The sequence below is a fragment of the Ruegeria sp. BA2 genome (assembly GCF_056539605.1).
Window position 1 is genome coordinate 54,200 of the sequence record NZ_JBQFVE010000008.1, and the last position, 14,081, is coordinate 68,280.

The following is a 14,081-nucleotide window of genomic DNA, read 5'->3' on the forward strand; positions in this document are numbered from 1 at the left end:
GAGGCACGATCAGCCCAAGCTGGTCGGCGCTCCAAATCAAAGACATGAAAGATGATGAGTTCACATTAACGGGCGAGATGTCGCCTGAAACCAGCCGTGCGACACGGGGTATTCCCCGGAGATCGACACATAGCTCCCGAGGCGGAGTTGTTATGCAATTGCCTGAGCAAAACCGCCCGAGGGTCGTTCAATTTGAAAGTAAGCTGGAACAGCGGGTACTGTTTTTGCTGCTGGCTAACCCTGAAGTCGCCAACCTTTGGGAGCAGCCGCAATTCATCAGCTACCGCGATCAATCAGGCAATCGGAAGACCCACTTCATAGATTTCTTGGCGGAGCTAAAAAACGGTCGCCGATTGGCTATAGCAGTGAAGCCGTGGAAGGTGGTGTTGGAGAAGAATTTCTTACGCGAGCTTCAGCAGATTCGCGCGGCGATGCGCAAGGACTTTGCCGATGACATTGTGTTAGTGACGGAGCGCGATTTCACCCGCGCAGAGGCCCTAAACGCACAACGTTTCGTTGAGTTCTCAAAGACGCGAAATTCGGAGCATCAGGCTCATCTCAAATCCATCATCTGTGACGTTCGTTTTCCAGTAACGGTCAACGAGCTGTGCCAGTTGTTGGGTCTCGGTGGCGCAGGGTTCAGGAGCATCGTGATCGCGGTCTTTGAAAACGTTCTAACGGCCGACAGAAAGCACCTGATTGATCTCGACACTCTGCTTTCGAAGGGAGGTGCAAAATGAACCTGCCTTTCAGAGTGAGTGTCTTTGGCCTTCTGACTGTTGACGGCCGGAAGTACAAACTAGACCGGAAAACCGACTTTGGTTACCAATTCGAAGATTTTGATGAGACTGGCAGGAACCTGTCTCTCACATTCGACGAATTTGCCGACCTCCTTCAAAGACCTGATGTGACCTTTGATCCCGGGTATTATCTACCTGAACGCCAGGACGTGCGAATGAGTGCGGGTGTTGAAGCAATAGCAAGCTTGCCAGATGACGTGAGATCCGAAGTAGTCTGGCGCTTCTCCTGGGTCGACGGGTTTTACCAGTTCGAGCGTGTCGATGAGGCGAAGCGGACAGATTTCTCACTTCAGAGTGCCATTCCTTCCATCGAGGCCCATGTGAACAAACAGGCACGTGCTGCCCAAAGCAATTGGCGGAACCCGAGGGCCGGGAAGAAAAACGTTTTCCGTGATCCTCCCAGTCCAAGAACCTTAAGAGAATGGGTGAAACGATACGAGAAAGCAGGCGGCTCTCCGCTTGGTTTGATCCCGGGCACACATAGATCCGGCAACCGAACTGCGCGGTTCTGCCTCGAGGCTTCGAGATTGCTGGGCGAATGCCTCGAAGCCTATTTGACCCGGAAAAGACTAACCAAGAAGAACGTCGCGGACGAGTGCCGGGACCGGTTCAAAACTGTGAACAAGCAACGAGTGGTGGAGGGTAAGCCGGAACTCACAATTCCTTCGCGGCGCAAAGTTGAGCGCGCACTTTCCGAGCTTGATCCGTATTTCACATGCGTCCAAAGGCACGGCGTGGACTACGCCAATCGCAAGTTCGCGCTCTATGAGGAAGGTGTCACAGCTAGCTATCCAATGGAGCGTGTTGAGATAGATGAATGGTGTGTTGATCTAATCACGATACTTGCTGAAAGGGGCGCGCTGGATCATTTGAGTCCCGAAGAGCTCGCCAAGCTGGATCGTGGGCGTCGTTGGCTTTACCTCGCGATCGACTGTGCCACGCGATGTGTGGTGGGTATGAGACTGGCGGAAAAGCCGAATTGCCAAGACGCCATGGCTCTTTTGTCTGACATCACACGCGACAAATCGGACCATGCGATTGCGGCTGGCTGCAAATCGACCTGGCATCACTACGGCGGGGTGAGTTCCCTGGTGACCGATCTTGGCGTTGCTTTTGTGGACGACGCGTTTCGAAGTGCGGTCTTTGATGCACATGGGGTTGTTGAGACGCCTCGCGGCGGACTACCGCGTTTGCGCGGGCGCGTGGAGCGTATCTTTCGAACCTTTGGGACGGCTCTGATGCCGCTCCTCGCCGGTCGCACATTTTCCGATCCTAAAGAGCGAGGGGATTACCCTTCGGAAGAGATGGCTTCTCTTTCAGATGACGTGCTGATGGAAATCCTCATCAGGTTCGTTGTGGACGTGTATCACAACATGCCGCACCGCGGGCTGAATGGCGAAACCCCCAATAATTGCTGGAACCGCCTCGCCGAGAAAATGGGTATTGTCCCTCAGCTCGCGGAAACCACCCGACGCAAAGCCTTTGGTGTGGGGTATCGCAGGCGTGTTTTTGGCAAAGGAGTGAGGCTGTTTGGCATCGACTACACCTGCCAGGCATTGCGTGAGTTTTATGTGCACGACCGCCGCCGTCACGTTCATATCAAAGTTGACCTGAACGATCTCGGATGGATCATGATTCAAATCGGGAAAAAGTGGTATGCGGCGCGCGCTCTGCAGAAGTGTTTTGACGCCGTGTCTTATGAACAGTGGGAAGCGACCGCGCGTCAGTTGCGGCTGAAATACAAGGCCGAGGCCGTGCTTCAGGAGAAGACTGTCTCTGACGCATTGCACGCCATCATCCAAAAGAACTCAGAAGAAGAGCGCCGGTTCGGGGCTGTCCTGAAGCGTCAGACACCGGCTGGGCTTAGACGAGCCAGGGAAGATCTGTTCCTTGGTTTGAGCATCGAAACGGATGATCCTGAAGGCTTTGACCTTCCGCCGGAGCCAGATCTATTCGGCCACGTCATCCCGTCATTGGACGAAGGAGAAGATACCACCGAGGTTACAGTTGATCAGGGGCAAAGCCCCACAGGGGATCGTCCCAGACCTTCGAAATGGAGGATTGAAAATGACTGATCTCCCTGACAATCCATCTGATGAGATCGACGTCCAGATAGCGCGTCTTCGAGACATGTTCGTTTCACATCAGGTGTTCCACGATCTCAAACTGGTTTTTGACCGTCATCTGCGCCAAAGACGAGCGGCTATCCGATTGGGTAGTCGCAGCGAGGCGCGCGGTATTGCTCTGATCGGGGCGTCTGGCAGTGGTAAATCCACCGCCGCAGACCGCTTGTTTGACAATCACACTGACCTGATCCTGCCAATGGCGGGTCAGGATGTGGCGGAGGTGATCCGGCTACTGGTGCCGTCGCCAGCGACGCTAAAGAATGTTGGTACGACGATCCTGTCCGGTCTGGGATATCCGCTCGCTCGGGACAAGTCGGTAGGCATCATCTGGACGCAGGTTCGTCAGTTCCTCCGAATGCGAAGGACCCTGTTTGTGCATCTGGACGAGGCTCAGGACCTCTATACCAGCAAAGGCGTCAAAACCCGCAATGACGTGGTGAACACCCTGAAGTCTCTGATGAACGATAAGGATTGGCCGGTTGGTCTCGTTCTGTCTGGCACGCCTGATCTGATCGAGATGATCAATTCGGATGTTCAGCTTAAAAGGCGCATAGATGTTGTGCACCTGGGTGCAGTGAGCTGGATATCCCATGAACCCGAAATCACAGAGATATTTGGCGAGTTCGTTGTGAAATCTGGTCTGATACCTTCCATCGAACTTCAACAGAGAGAGTTTCTCAAGCGGCTGGTCCATGCAGGTGGCAATGAGTTTGGATTGTTCATCGAAATGTGTCTGAGCGGGATAGAAGAGGCACTTTATGACGGTGATACCCAACTCCGTCTTGCACATTTTGCAGAGGCATTCCGGCGCAAGTCGGGGTGTATCCCTGCATTCAACCCGTTCCTTGCCCAAGACTACCTGAGCATCGATGTCCGGACCATCATGGGCTGGTTGGATTCCGATGACCCTTCGCCGAGTGGAGGATTGTCATGACAGCACTACTTGCTCTGACTTTGACTCATCATCACATGGAAACCCCTGCCTCTTATGTCGCCCGCCTGTCACGCCGCAATCGCAGTATTCCGAGGGAGTTCTGCTCAGACCTAGGTCTGAGATGGCCCCATATCTGTTCGGCCCATCCGGATCAGCTGGAGCGGCTGTCGCAACTGGCTGGGGTGCCACTTGAGGCGTTGGAATTGGCGGCATCCAGATTGGTTGGCCCCTGTCGGTACCGCGTCGGGAATTCCTTTGCCACCACAGGTTCGTTCCGTCGGGCTACCACCCGAATCTGTCCGAAGTGTATTGTGGATGTCATTGATAGGTCGGGCCCTGAGAACGCGTTTCAACTTGTTGAGTGGTTGGTGCTTCCGATTGGGACTTGCGCAAAACACGGCGTTCCGCTGCTCCAGCTTCCCAACGCGTCATACGTACATCGCACCTATGATGTGGTTGAACAAGTGACGCGTCACCAAGATTTGATCTTTGAAGCCGCTCAAGACGCGACATCGCTTGGGCGATCCTCGTTTGAAACTTACCTGAGCCGTCGTATTGAGTTTGGGGTCGCCGGTGACTGGTTGGACTCGCTGGAGCTAACGCATCTTCATCAGGCTGCTCTGACATTAGGTATGGCGATTGCCATGGATCGCGGCGTTGGCCGCTCGGATTTGGACTTCGAACAAGAGCGTACTTCCATGTCAGCTGGTTTCGAGGTTCTGAAGAGTGGGCCGGAAGCCCTGAAATCTGAGTTGGAGCGTGCCAGGCGCCGGTCTTCCGCCAAGCGGTCCTATTTCACGACAGATATGGGCGAATTCTACACCTGGCTTAAAGACACTGAAGAGGACCCGGCGACAGCAGTGCTCAGGGCTTGCGTGCAGGATTTTGTGCGTGAAAACTATCCGCTGCAGACCGGCGCAAAAGTTCTGGGTACGGAAATCTCAGCGCCCAAACTCATCACGCTTGAACGCGCGCGGGAGCTACATGGGGTCGGCGAGGTTCGGGTGCGAGGTATTCTCGCCCATCTTCGCGGTATAAATGCGAGCGACCTGTCATACATGAAAGATGTCAGCCATGAGGATCTGGCTGCCGTGCTCGACTTCTGGTCTGGGTTGCAGAATACCAAATCCACCGCGGTCCAGCTGAATATCCATCCGGTCCATGTTAAGGCACTGATCCGGCATAATGTTCTGGAAGCCCATCGTTTTGGAACGTCTCTTCGCTATGTTCCATCGTCCTCGGTACAGACTTTGCTGACTAGGCTTGAAGGCCTGCGCATTGCCTCTCGGGCACGTCATAGGTTGCCCCTCTCGGAGTACAGCCGACAGAGCGGGGTGGCCCTGGCTCGCGTTGTCGCCGATTGGGCAGCAGGCCGACTGACCGGCGTTTGGAGAGATCCGGACGTAGAGGGGTTGGCTGGAATCCTTATCGACTGCGCTGAGATCCTGGAGAAATCGGAGCGCGTGTTTTCCGGCGACCTGTCGCTTCTGGATGCGGCGGCGCGCTTGAGAATTAGCATCGGGTCAATTCGGCTATTGCGGGATTGTGGATACCTGAAGCAGGTAAAGCTGCGAAACCCGGACACGCAGCACTATCGTTACTACATCACTGAAGAGAGTATTCAGGCGTTTGAAAAACACTATGTAACGCTGGGCCAAATGGCAGAGCAGTTTGAGATCGCCGCGATCCATTTGGCTCCGGCGCTGGATCGCAGAGAAGTTGAGACAATCCCCTGCGAGGCAGGGTTTATTCGTGCCTACCCGAACGAGACACGGGACGTGGTTCGGGAACTAGCGACCAGAGTAACGAGTTAATCTGACTCGATGATCTCGACGGATATTTGAACCAGTGCGCGTGGCGGAGTCGGCCAGATGCTCTGCCGCACATGCTCACCAATAATAGCAAGGTTTGGGACATGATAATGCCGCCTCCGATGGCCATAGTTCCGCGGTTGCTCCCCCAGGTCTTGTTGATAAAACAATGATGTACCGTTCCAGATGGCCGTCTTGATACTGCGAGAAACCCAATGAACCGTCTAACTTTCACCTCTAGCGTTTCGCCTGAGATCGAGCAGGTCATCCAATCTAAGCTAACCGCTTTGGAAGCGGATCATGATGTCCGAGTGCTTTTCGCCATTGAAAGCGGCAGCCGTGCATGGGGTTTCCCGTCTCCCGATAGCGATTACGATGTACGCTTCATCTATGTACATCGGCCAGACTGGTATCTGAGCATTGAGCCTGGTCGTGATGTTATCGAACTGCCTATTGAGTGTGATTTGGACATAAACGGTTGGGATATTCGTAAAGCGCTTGGTTTGTTGATCAAACCTAACCCTGTGATTTTGGAATGGTTATCCAGTCCTATCAGGTACAGATGGAATGATGCGGTATGTGAACGGCTGATTGCCTTCGCAGCCAAGACGACCTTCGGCGAATCCTGTCTGCACCACTATCGAAACTTGGCGCAGAAACAGTGGGACAAGCATGTTGGTGAGAGCCAGGAGGTGAGCTTCAAAACGTATTTCTACATACTGAGACCCGCCTTGGTGATCTCGTGGATCAGGCAGATACCCGACACGCCACCGCCAATGAACCTGCATGATCTCATTAAAGATCAGGACCTGTCTCCCAACCTACTCGGGCATATTGACAGGCTTTTGGTGTCAAAAAGCAAAACCAAGGAAATGGGCCGTGGACAACGCATAGCGATCATTGACGATTTCATCAAAGATCAAATGGCGTGGGCATCCGATGTGAAAAAGAACGAAGATCGCCCCGACCTCATTGCCGAGGGTAATAGCTTGCTGCGGTACATTATTAAGGAAAATGCCACGGCCTAAAATGCCAATATCGAAGGCATGTGACAGCAGATCGGGCGTTCAACGAGAGACCGGTGCATATAACACCCGAACTGCGATGTGTAGGGGCTTTTATCTAAGGCCTTCCCTCCGAGAACTCAAAACCTGACACTTATGCGGGACGCGGCGAATGTCTCAAAGGAGCCCATTCTGTACCCTGGATTTTATTGCTGCATGCGCTTGTAGCAGTAACAACATTGCAACTGCCGAATATCTTGTGCGGCCAAGCAGCGGAAAGAACTGTCATTCATGCAAATAGCAGCGATGCTCGCGGCGGCAGTTCACAGTTTGCTCAACAAAGCCGTCCTTCACTTCATCCGCAACAGCTATCGCCTAGCTGAATTGGTGGACACGGGACCGTGGCATATGAACAGTAAACACAACAGTCGCCTTCCAACGGCTTCAAAACTGTTTTGCACGACTTGCATTCATAGAACCACTGGCAAGCATCCGTTGGCATTTGCTCGGTTTCGCTGTGGCCGCACTTCGGGCAAATCAGGGTGCTTTCTAGGACTACAGTTTGTTTTGTCATAGTCTCACATCTGCATGATCAGGTAATCGTTAATCCGTGCCTCGTTAAACACAACGACCCAAGCCACGCCGGTGATTAGAGTTGTTCCTGCAAGCCGCCATTTTAACGTCGGTAAGGAACCGCGCCGATAAGATACCAGCCACGATATCGCGACGAGCGCCGTTGAAATCGTCAGCACATAGTAACTCGCTGCCGCAACCTTCCCAAAGATTGCCAACCAACTGCCGCCCAGCCCCAGTAACATCATCATCATGGGCAAAACGCAGCAAGTCGCGACGCCAAGCGCTGATAGCGATCCCAAATAGCTGAGGCTAAGGTACTTCTGCATTCTGTTTCCCTGATGGACTACGTCGCGCGGAGTTGTAGAGACAACAACCTCTCGTATAACTTCTGTAGCCACTACAGGATCAAGACAGGAAATCTCACATGTTTGCGATTGGGGAGGCATCCCGGCAAAGCGGTGTCGGAATTGAAACTATCCGCTACTACGAACGCGAAGGGATCGTGCCGAAACCAGAAAGGGCATCGAATAATCGACGCATGTACTCTGCGCACGATGTGGGACGGCTTTGTTTTCTAAGGAAGTGCCGAGACTTGGGTTTTGCGCTTGCCGATGCAAAGGTGCTTCTCAACCTGTCCGAAGGTGATAGCGAGGATTGCCAATCCGTTAAGGAACTGGCCGAGCTTCATATCTCCAATGTGCGTATGAAGATAATCGAACTTAAGCGATTGGAGGCCGCCCTGAATGAACTTACGGCCAACTGTAACATCGGTAACGTTTCTTGCCCGATGCTTACGCAGATACGGACCTACTAATGGCACTTTGAGGCTCGCAGTCGCCCTATGCCAACGCAGCATGACCCAAGATTCGGGCCGCGCAGAATCTACCGTTCGTTAGAGAGGTCAACTCGTTGATTTAGTAATGTTTCAATCAATGAACATTTGTGCCTGGCCGCGGTGTTCTTGAAGCACGCGGCGATTTCGGACAGTGAGCCCTACCTGCCGTGCCTGAGCAATCAATTTGCTGCATACGCATTCGGCAGGTTTTATCAGAAGCCGACCTCTGATTTCCGAAACGCAGAGCAATGCGTTCTGCCTATCTTTGTCCCAAATTGGGCTAGGCAGACTCAGATCTTCTGTTGCTTTCCATTGTATCAAGGCTTGTATCGTGTGTACTCAAAGTCCATATACACAAGGCTTACGTTTTTCTTTTTCGACCTGCTGTCTCCCAAACTCGGCGTTCAGTCTTTCGATTCAGACCGACCACGCCGAGTCGCCGCAATGATGCGGGCGGCAAGTATTAGGAGACTTCCACCATGGCAAATGGCACAGTAAAATGGTTCAACTCGACCAAAGGTTTTGGCTTTATCGAGCCTGAAGATGGTAAGCGCGATGTGTTCGTGCATATCTCAGCACTTGAACGTTCCGGCATCAGCGAATTGAAAGACGGCCAGAAGGTCACTTTTGACGTCGAAGCTGGCCGTGACGGACGCGACAGCGCCGCCAATCTGGCACTGGCCTGACCTTTTACGGGCACCCTTATGGGGTGCCCGTTTGAACAATGGGCGACTATAAGCCGTCGGAGACCAAGTAAGTTGCAACCTAAAGACTGGACGCGGGTGCTCGCGCAGTACCGTGTGCCCGATGCGAAGCGCAGTGTTTTTGAACTTGCGATCACTGTTTTCCCCTTATTCGCGCTATGGGCCCTAGCGTGGTTTGCGTTGTCATTCAGCGTCTGGATCGCAATATTTCTGGCCATCCTGAATGCCGCATTTCTGGTCCGTATCTTCATCATCATGCATGATTGTGGTCACGGATCTTTCTTTAGAAGTCGCCGCGCATGCAATTGGATCGGCCGGGTTCTGGGTGTTCTTACCGTTACTCCCTATGACGTTTGGCGGCAAAGCCATGCGATTCACCATGCCTCAACCGGTAACCTTGATCGGCGTGGTATGGGTGACATCCCTACATTGACCATTGAGGAATACCTGAAGCGGAAGTGGTTCGGGCGTGCAGCTTATCGTCTGACCCGGAATCCCATCTTCCTGTTCGTTGTAGCGCCGGTCTATACGTTCTTTCTTCAAAACCGCCTACCTCTTGGTTTCATGCGGTCCGGTTGGCTGTACTGGGCAAGTGCGATGGGAACAAACGCCGCGATTGCAGGGTTGTTGGCTCTGGTTTTTTGGGCCGGAGGCTTTGAGGTGTTGGCGTGTGTTTTCCTACCAACCGTGATTGTCGCATCATCCATTGGTATTTGGCTTTTCTACATTCAACACCAGTTCGAGCACACGACTTGGGATCGGGAAGAGGGCTGGAACCTTCAGAACGCCGCGTTCTATGGCAGTTCTCACTATGCCCTGCCAGGCATCCTGCGGTGGTTCTCTGGCAACATTGGTGTGCACCATGTTCACCATCTCGCCAGCCGCATACCGTTTTATCGGCTAAACGAGGTTTTGCGTGACCACTCTGAGTTGGAAGATTGCCAGCGTATTACTTTATTTGAGAGCCTTCATTGCGCACGGTTGCATCTTTGGGATGAAAAATGTCAACGTCTGCTGACATTTTCCGAGGCTTTGTCGAACGCCAATTCCAATAGGTATTTAGTGTAGTCTGGCACGGACCAAATAGGCTTCGACGGTATCACCTCCTAGGGCGCGAATGGCCTCTAATCGGTGAAGGCCTTCAATCAGCACGAACCTCTTGTTGTCCGAGCGTATCTGGATCGGGGTCTTCTGGCCGTTCTTCAGAATATCTTCGGCCAGCGTCAGAACTTTTTGTTGATCAAGTGTTTTTGCACGTTTCACAGGTACATAGATCAATTCAAGCGGATATGGTCTTTTCTCCAACATAAGCTACGTGAGCAACCTTTCGTGCACTTGTTCCGGTTCGGGTTTCGCTTCAAAAGCAGGCGCTGGAACGCACGTCATAGAACCGAACGAACAGCATCGCGCAGTTCCTGATGCATGATCCAAGTTGCTGGCTCATCGTCACTTTCGATGTGAGAAAAGGCCAGGACCTGGGCGGCGCCATCATTCTGTGCCGATCCGGCTTCGGGAAGTTCGAGTTCCAGATATTCAGCAATTAATAGTCCGATTTTCTTGAAGACCTTGATGCAGGCCTCGCGCGATTTGTAACAGGCTGCCTGAGACAAGTGACCAATAGTCAGACCTTCCTTGCCTGCGATTGTAAGTGCTTTGAGCATTGTTACCTGCGCAGGGGTGAGCCTGATCTGGCGTAATGCCTCTGCATATTCTCTTTCACTGGGAACGAAGGTGCCGGAGTTTCCCTCCAAACGGCGTTGACCGCTTCGCTTCCTGTCTCGTTCTTCGAGAATTTCTTTTAAGGCTTCAATGGCCAATGCTGGTGTTTCGCCAACTGCATCGGCAATCATTGCCTGCGTTTTAGCCGGTGGCTTAGGAAATGCCCGTGCAACACTATTGCCGCTCAGAACGCCAGCCTTAATCAAGTACTTTCCAAATTCTTCTTCAATCACTCCTGATACGTCAGCGTTCCGCGACTTACGAACACTGCGGTCCTGAAATGCTCTTTGTTCCAGACCATGAGCTGACATCTTTGAACCGGGAAGAGTTACTTGAGGGGCATTTTTACGCATCAGAGAAACACCACGGTAATTATCGCCACAACACACACCGCTGACGCAATAGATATCTTAATCCTGTAGGACCGGCGACGCGCCTTTTCGGCTTTGAGACTTTTACCCAGGTTTTCGTCAATCGAGTTATAGTTCACGGCTTAGTCCTTCCGGATTTGTCAGGCGACTTTGGTTTCCACTAACTTATTGTCGCGGCACATTTTCGGTGCACTGGTCGTTCTGTCTCGTGAACGGCCGGTTACATTCCCAACCATCACCTCTTCGATTCAAATGAGCGTTTGAAGGGACAAGGATCGCAACGCACTTGTCCCGGTTTGCGCGAAAACCACGTTCGCATTTCCATCCGGAATAAGTTTCAGGCGCGAGGTATGCATGCTGTGGAACTGCCACGGGCTCACAGCCGCTATCCGCTGCCCTATAACCTCTGATGCACACCCAACCATCCGCGCTGTTTTTGTCAGTCAGGCGGCCGTTGCTCGGGACATTTATCGCAACACAATCCTGGTTCTCCTTACGAAATCCCCAGTTGCAGTGTATTTCCTGCACGCCAAACCGGGTTTCGACGTATCCATTTTGAGGTGCCATCACTTCTTCACAGAGTTCTCCGACACGCTGGAACAGCCGATTGCACTCCCACTGATCTCCGGTTGATGCAAGATAGGCATTTTCAGGAACTCTTATTTCCTCACAGAGTTCTCCGACATTCTGGAAACCGTGATTGCATTCCCAGCCGCTACCATAGGAGCTACCCGTCAAATATGCGTTTTCTGGTACGTCTGTTCTTTGGCACGATCCGTTCTTGTTTTCGAAACCTTCGTCACAAACCGATCCATCGGCATTGCCTGCGACTTGGGCAGGAAGCTGCGTTCCTGAGAGCAACACCAAGAGTGTCGGGATCAGACAAAGAATGCAGCGCGTAAACACGATGAACGACTGATTGAAACTGAGCCTGAGACCTGATCTATCGGGCATCAAGCACGCAATTTAAGAGCCATGTGCTGTTCATACGGCGCCTTCTTTCATGGGTCACGCGATGACTGGAGCACGTCAGGTGACAGTTGCAAATGCTTGCGAGGAACGAGCTCATAGCGAAGACCCCAGCGGAACCCGTTCCTATGCTGAGGCACATGCTACAGTTAGTCTGAAGGCCATTGGATCATCGAAACCGGCAGCATCGCGGCGACGAGTAATTTTCACCAATGCACTTTTTGTGGTCCTTAGCCAGCATAGAGTCAAGGAAGTTTCCCTCGTCGCAACGCTAGCACCACTAGGGCAGATAGTTTTTGGAACTGCTGGTGACCAAGATTCCTGGTGAACTACCGAAAGAAATTGTCTGGTATTAGTTTTTCGTTGTATCGATTTGGGGCCAGACTAGCAGCGGGTGGCAGTTTAAGTCCGCGTTTCAATTGTCGGGCCTGAGTGCGGCGAAAGAGGAGTATGTGATCAAGGCTTCCTCGTAACTAGGAATGACTGGCCGGACGACATTGGCTGTCAGGCGGGGATGTTCGCGCCGCTTCTGCACAAGTACCCGCGGTGCGATCAAATGGCCGCTCGGTCCGGTACCCTGTAAATTGCGCCTGTGCCGAGAAATCTGTGCTGCGAGCGCATGCAACAAGATTTTGACACTTCCGCTCAGGGCTCGCTACGTCCCCCCCCTGCGTAAAAGAACTAGAACCGCTATGGATTGGCGACCGACAGTGCCGAACGCCAAACTGTCTCAGATGTCTATGCGCTCTGCAATGCTTAGCGCGTCTTCCAATTCAACGCCCAAGTATCGCACGGTGCTATCGACTTTTGTGTGCCCGAGCAGAAGTTGGACCGCGCGGAGATTTCCTTTCTTGCGGTAGATCTCAGCTACTTTGGTTCGGCGAAGCGAATGCGTGCCATATCCGCTCGGTTCCAATCCGATTGCGGTTACGCTTCGTCTTCAGCGCCGATTACCGACCTGGTTCCACACTAAAACGGCCCGGATTAGCGGGCTGGGTCAGCACCAATGAGGTAAAATGAGATATGATCAGAAAAGCTGGTAAGACCGGCGTCAGGTTATCAGCGACGCCGAGCTAACCCGGGGCTTACCGATACGCCATTTCGCCACGCGTTCAACCCCTTGCAGCGTCGACAAATCCGCTCTCCGAACCCTTCGCTCCAGAATGGAGTTCTGCAACGAAGACACGGGCGTTCTTGCGGCACGTCATTGTGGGCGCGAGCCATGATCGTATCTGCTTCGTCGTCGGAGTCTTCCATCAGTTCTTAGCCTCGATTTCTGTTTTGGTTTATACAGCGACTGGAAAAGAAAGTTCCGAGCCCTAAGCCTTGAGATTGAAGGAGCTGCCCATTTCAGTCTGTCCAATGGGACAGCCTGTAATCCGAGGGGTTTTAATAGGACGAACCGGCATTCCTTCGTTCTCAGCAGCTTGGACAGCGAAAGTATACCGAGAACCGTTTCCGCATCCTCGCGGTAGGGCTCGTTGATCTGATGATATGTCGTCTGCCTCAGAGATGAGCGACTCCGAGTAGAGGTGCCGAAGTTGAGTCTCTGAAACGCCATCCGCTTCCATAATCAATTGCACCATGGGATCGGCCAAAAGTTGGTCGAGCAAGAACTGCGACAACTGCTTTGAAGACAATTTATCCTTTGCGCGGGCTCTCTCCAAATCAGTAAGAGAAACGGTCAAGGTACGCGCCAGACCGGGGTAAGATTTCCGTGGATGCAGACAGATTAACACCGAGGCCTTCCAGGCTTCTGGGTCCGAATAATCTGGTGGTGCGGAAAGCTCAGTTTCTATGTCGTACTCGCCTGCCGGGAGTAATTCGTCGAAGCCAGGGAAAGTAAACGGCCTGGAAAAGACTGCGATTGTCTTGCTGATTATCTGGTTCATTTGGGTAGTTCTCCTTTGCTGATACCGCTCGCTCGGAGATGCAGACAAGAACAAGCCACCCACTCCCGGCAGGGTATTATCAGTTTTGGGGTTTAGGCTTTGGTTTTTCGGGGACGGTGTCCTGCCCTTTCGACGTCACTTCTTTTTTCGGCGCGTCCGCATCGTTTTCCTTCAGTGCGGCAGCCGCTCTGGTCGTCAGGTCTTTAAAAGACATCATTTTGATCCTTTGATTGTCCGCATCACCCACGAGCCCAGATAGGGTGTGAAAAGTGAATGCGGCTACGTCCAATATAGGGATTGGGTGCCTCATTTACTACGTAAAGCCGTAGAATAAGACGGA

General features: G+C 52.6%; 14 protein-coding genes and 1 pseudogene. 8 read left to right on the top strand and 7 right to left on the bottom strand.

The window, feature by feature from the left end:
- Nucleotides 1-152 precede the first annotated feature (152 nt).
- The 5 genes from ACR0NN_RS16725 to ACR0NN_RS16745 all read left to right on the top strand — a co-directional run bounded on the left by ACR0NN_RS16725 (nucleotide 153) and on the right by ACR0NN_RS16745 (nucleotide 6,699).
- Nucleotides 153-740: a TnsA endonuclease N-terminal domain-containing protein gene (locus ACR0NN_RS16725; RefSeq protein ID WP_480685145.1), complete on the top strand. Its 588-nt coding sequence runs from the start codon at nucleotides 153-155 to the stop codon at nucleotides 738-740.
- Nucleotides 737-2,875 (top strand): transposase, encoded by a 2,139-nt coding sequence (locus ACR0NN_RS16730; protein ID WP_480685147.1) that lies wholly within the window; start codon nucleotides 737-739, stop codon nucleotides 2,873-2,875. Before ACR0NN_RS16725 ends, ACR0NN_RS16730 begins: the two co-directional genes overlap by 4 nt.
- Nucleotides 2,868-3,860 (top strand): ATP-binding protein, encoded by a 993-nt coding sequence (locus ACR0NN_RS16735; protein WP_170736880.1) that lies wholly within the window; start codon nucleotides 2,868-2,870, stop codon nucleotides 3,858-3,860. The genes ACR0NN_RS16730 and ACR0NN_RS16735 overlap by 8 nt, the downstream gene beginning before the upstream one ends.
- Nucleotides 3,857-5,674: a TniQ family protein gene (locus ACR0NN_RS16740; protein ID WP_170469396.1), complete on the top strand. Its 1,818-nt coding sequence runs from the start codon at nucleotides 3,857-3,859 to the stop codon at nucleotides 5,672-5,674. The genes ACR0NN_RS16735 and ACR0NN_RS16740 overlap by 4 nt, the downstream gene beginning before the upstream one ends.
- Nucleotides 5,675-5,886: 212 nt before the next feature.
- Nucleotides 5,887-6,699: a nucleotidyltransferase domain-containing protein gene (locus ACR0NN_RS16745; protein ID WP_480685150.1), complete on the top strand. Its 813-nt coding sequence runs from the start codon at nucleotides 5,887-5,889 to the stop codon at nucleotides 6,697-6,699.
- Between the two features lie 331 nt (nucleotides 6,700-7,030).
- Here ACR0NN_RS16745 and ACR0NN_RS16750 read toward each other — a convergent pair whose 3' ends face one another.
- Together ACR0NN_RS16750 and ACR0NN_RS16755 are read right to left on the bottom strand one after the other, a co-directional pair.
- Nucleotides 7,031-7,249, bottom strand: a complete 219-nt coding sequence (locus tag ACR0NN_RS16750) for a GDCCVxC domain-containing (seleno)protein (protein WP_237217120.1) — start codon at nucleotides 7,247-7,249, stop codon at nucleotides 7,031-7,033.
- Between the two features lie 4 nt (nucleotides 7,250-7,253).
- A complete protein-coding gene (locus ACR0NN_RS16755) occupies nucleotides 7,254-7,577 on the bottom strand; it encodes a hypothetical protein (protein ID WP_170499188.1) in 324 nt (107 codons plus the stop codon).
- Between the two features lie 98 nt (nucleotides 7,578-7,675).
- Between ACR0NN_RS16755 and ACR0NN_RS16760 the strand changes: the two genes are divergently transcribed.
- From ACR0NN_RS16760 to ACR0NN_RS16770, 3 genes are all read left to right on the top strand, one after another.
- Entirely contained in the window at nucleotides 7,676-8,065 is a 390-nt protein-coding gene (locus tag ACR0NN_RS16760; RefSeq protein WP_170499190.1) for a MerR family transcriptional regulator, read from the top strand.
- 500 nt (nucleotides 8,066-8,565) lie between these two features.
- The gene (locus ACR0NN_RS16765) at nucleotides 8,566-8,772 is read left to right on the top strand and encodes a cold-shock protein (protein ID WP_170430361.1); all 207 of its coding nucleotides are present in this window, start codon (nucleotides 8,566-8,568) and stop codon (nucleotides 8,770-8,772) included.
- Between the two features lie 72 nt (nucleotides 8,773-8,844).
- Nucleotides 8,845-9,858, top strand: coding sequence for a fatty acid desaturase (locus ACR0NN_RS16770; protein ID WP_480643326.1), 1,014 nt, complete (start codon nucleotides 8,845-8,847; stop codon nucleotides 9,856-9,858).
- On the opposite strand, the gene ACR0NN_RS16775 is transcribed toward ACR0NN_RS16770, so the two are convergent.
- The 5 genes and pseudogenes from ACR0NN_RS16775 to ACR0NN_RS16795 all read right to left on the bottom strand — a co-directional run bounded on the left by ACR0NN_RS16775 (nucleotide 9,850) and on the right by ACR0NN_RS16795 (nucleotide 13,988).
- Nucleotides 9,850-10,098 (bottom strand): ParB N-terminal domain-containing protein, encoded by a 249-nt coding sequence (locus tag ACR0NN_RS16775; RefSeq protein ID WP_170334757.1) that lies wholly within the window; start codon nucleotides 10,096-10,098, stop codon nucleotides 9,850-9,852. The two genes, ACR0NN_RS16770 and ACR0NN_RS16775, sit on opposite strands and share 9 nt — an antisense overlap.
- Before the next feature lie 74 nt (nucleotides 10,099-10,172).
- Nucleotides 10,173-10,862 (bottom strand): hypothetical protein, encoded by a 690-nt coding sequence (locus ACR0NN_RS16780; protein ID WP_170334759.1) that lies wholly within the window; start codon nucleotides 10,860-10,862, stop codon nucleotides 10,173-10,175.
- Between the two features lie 1,717 nt (nucleotides 10,863-12,579).
- A pseudogene (locus ACR0NN_RS16785) lies at nucleotides 12,580-12,780 on the bottom strand (tyrosine-type recombinase/integrase); the annotation flags it as partial.
- A 388-nt stretch (nucleotides 12,781-13,168) separates the two neighbouring features.
- Nucleotides 13,169-13,741: a hypothetical protein gene (locus tag ACR0NN_RS16790; protein WP_480643325.1), complete on the bottom strand. Its 573-nt coding sequence runs from the start codon at nucleotides 13,739-13,741 to the stop codon at nucleotides 13,169-13,171.
- Nucleotides 13,742-13,820: 79 nt separating this feature from the next.
- Entirely contained in the window at nucleotides 13,821-13,988 is a 168-nt protein-coding gene (locus ACR0NN_RS16795) for a hypothetical protein (RefSeq protein WP_480685152.1), read from the bottom strand.
- Nucleotides 13,989-14,081 lie beyond the last annotated feature (93 nt).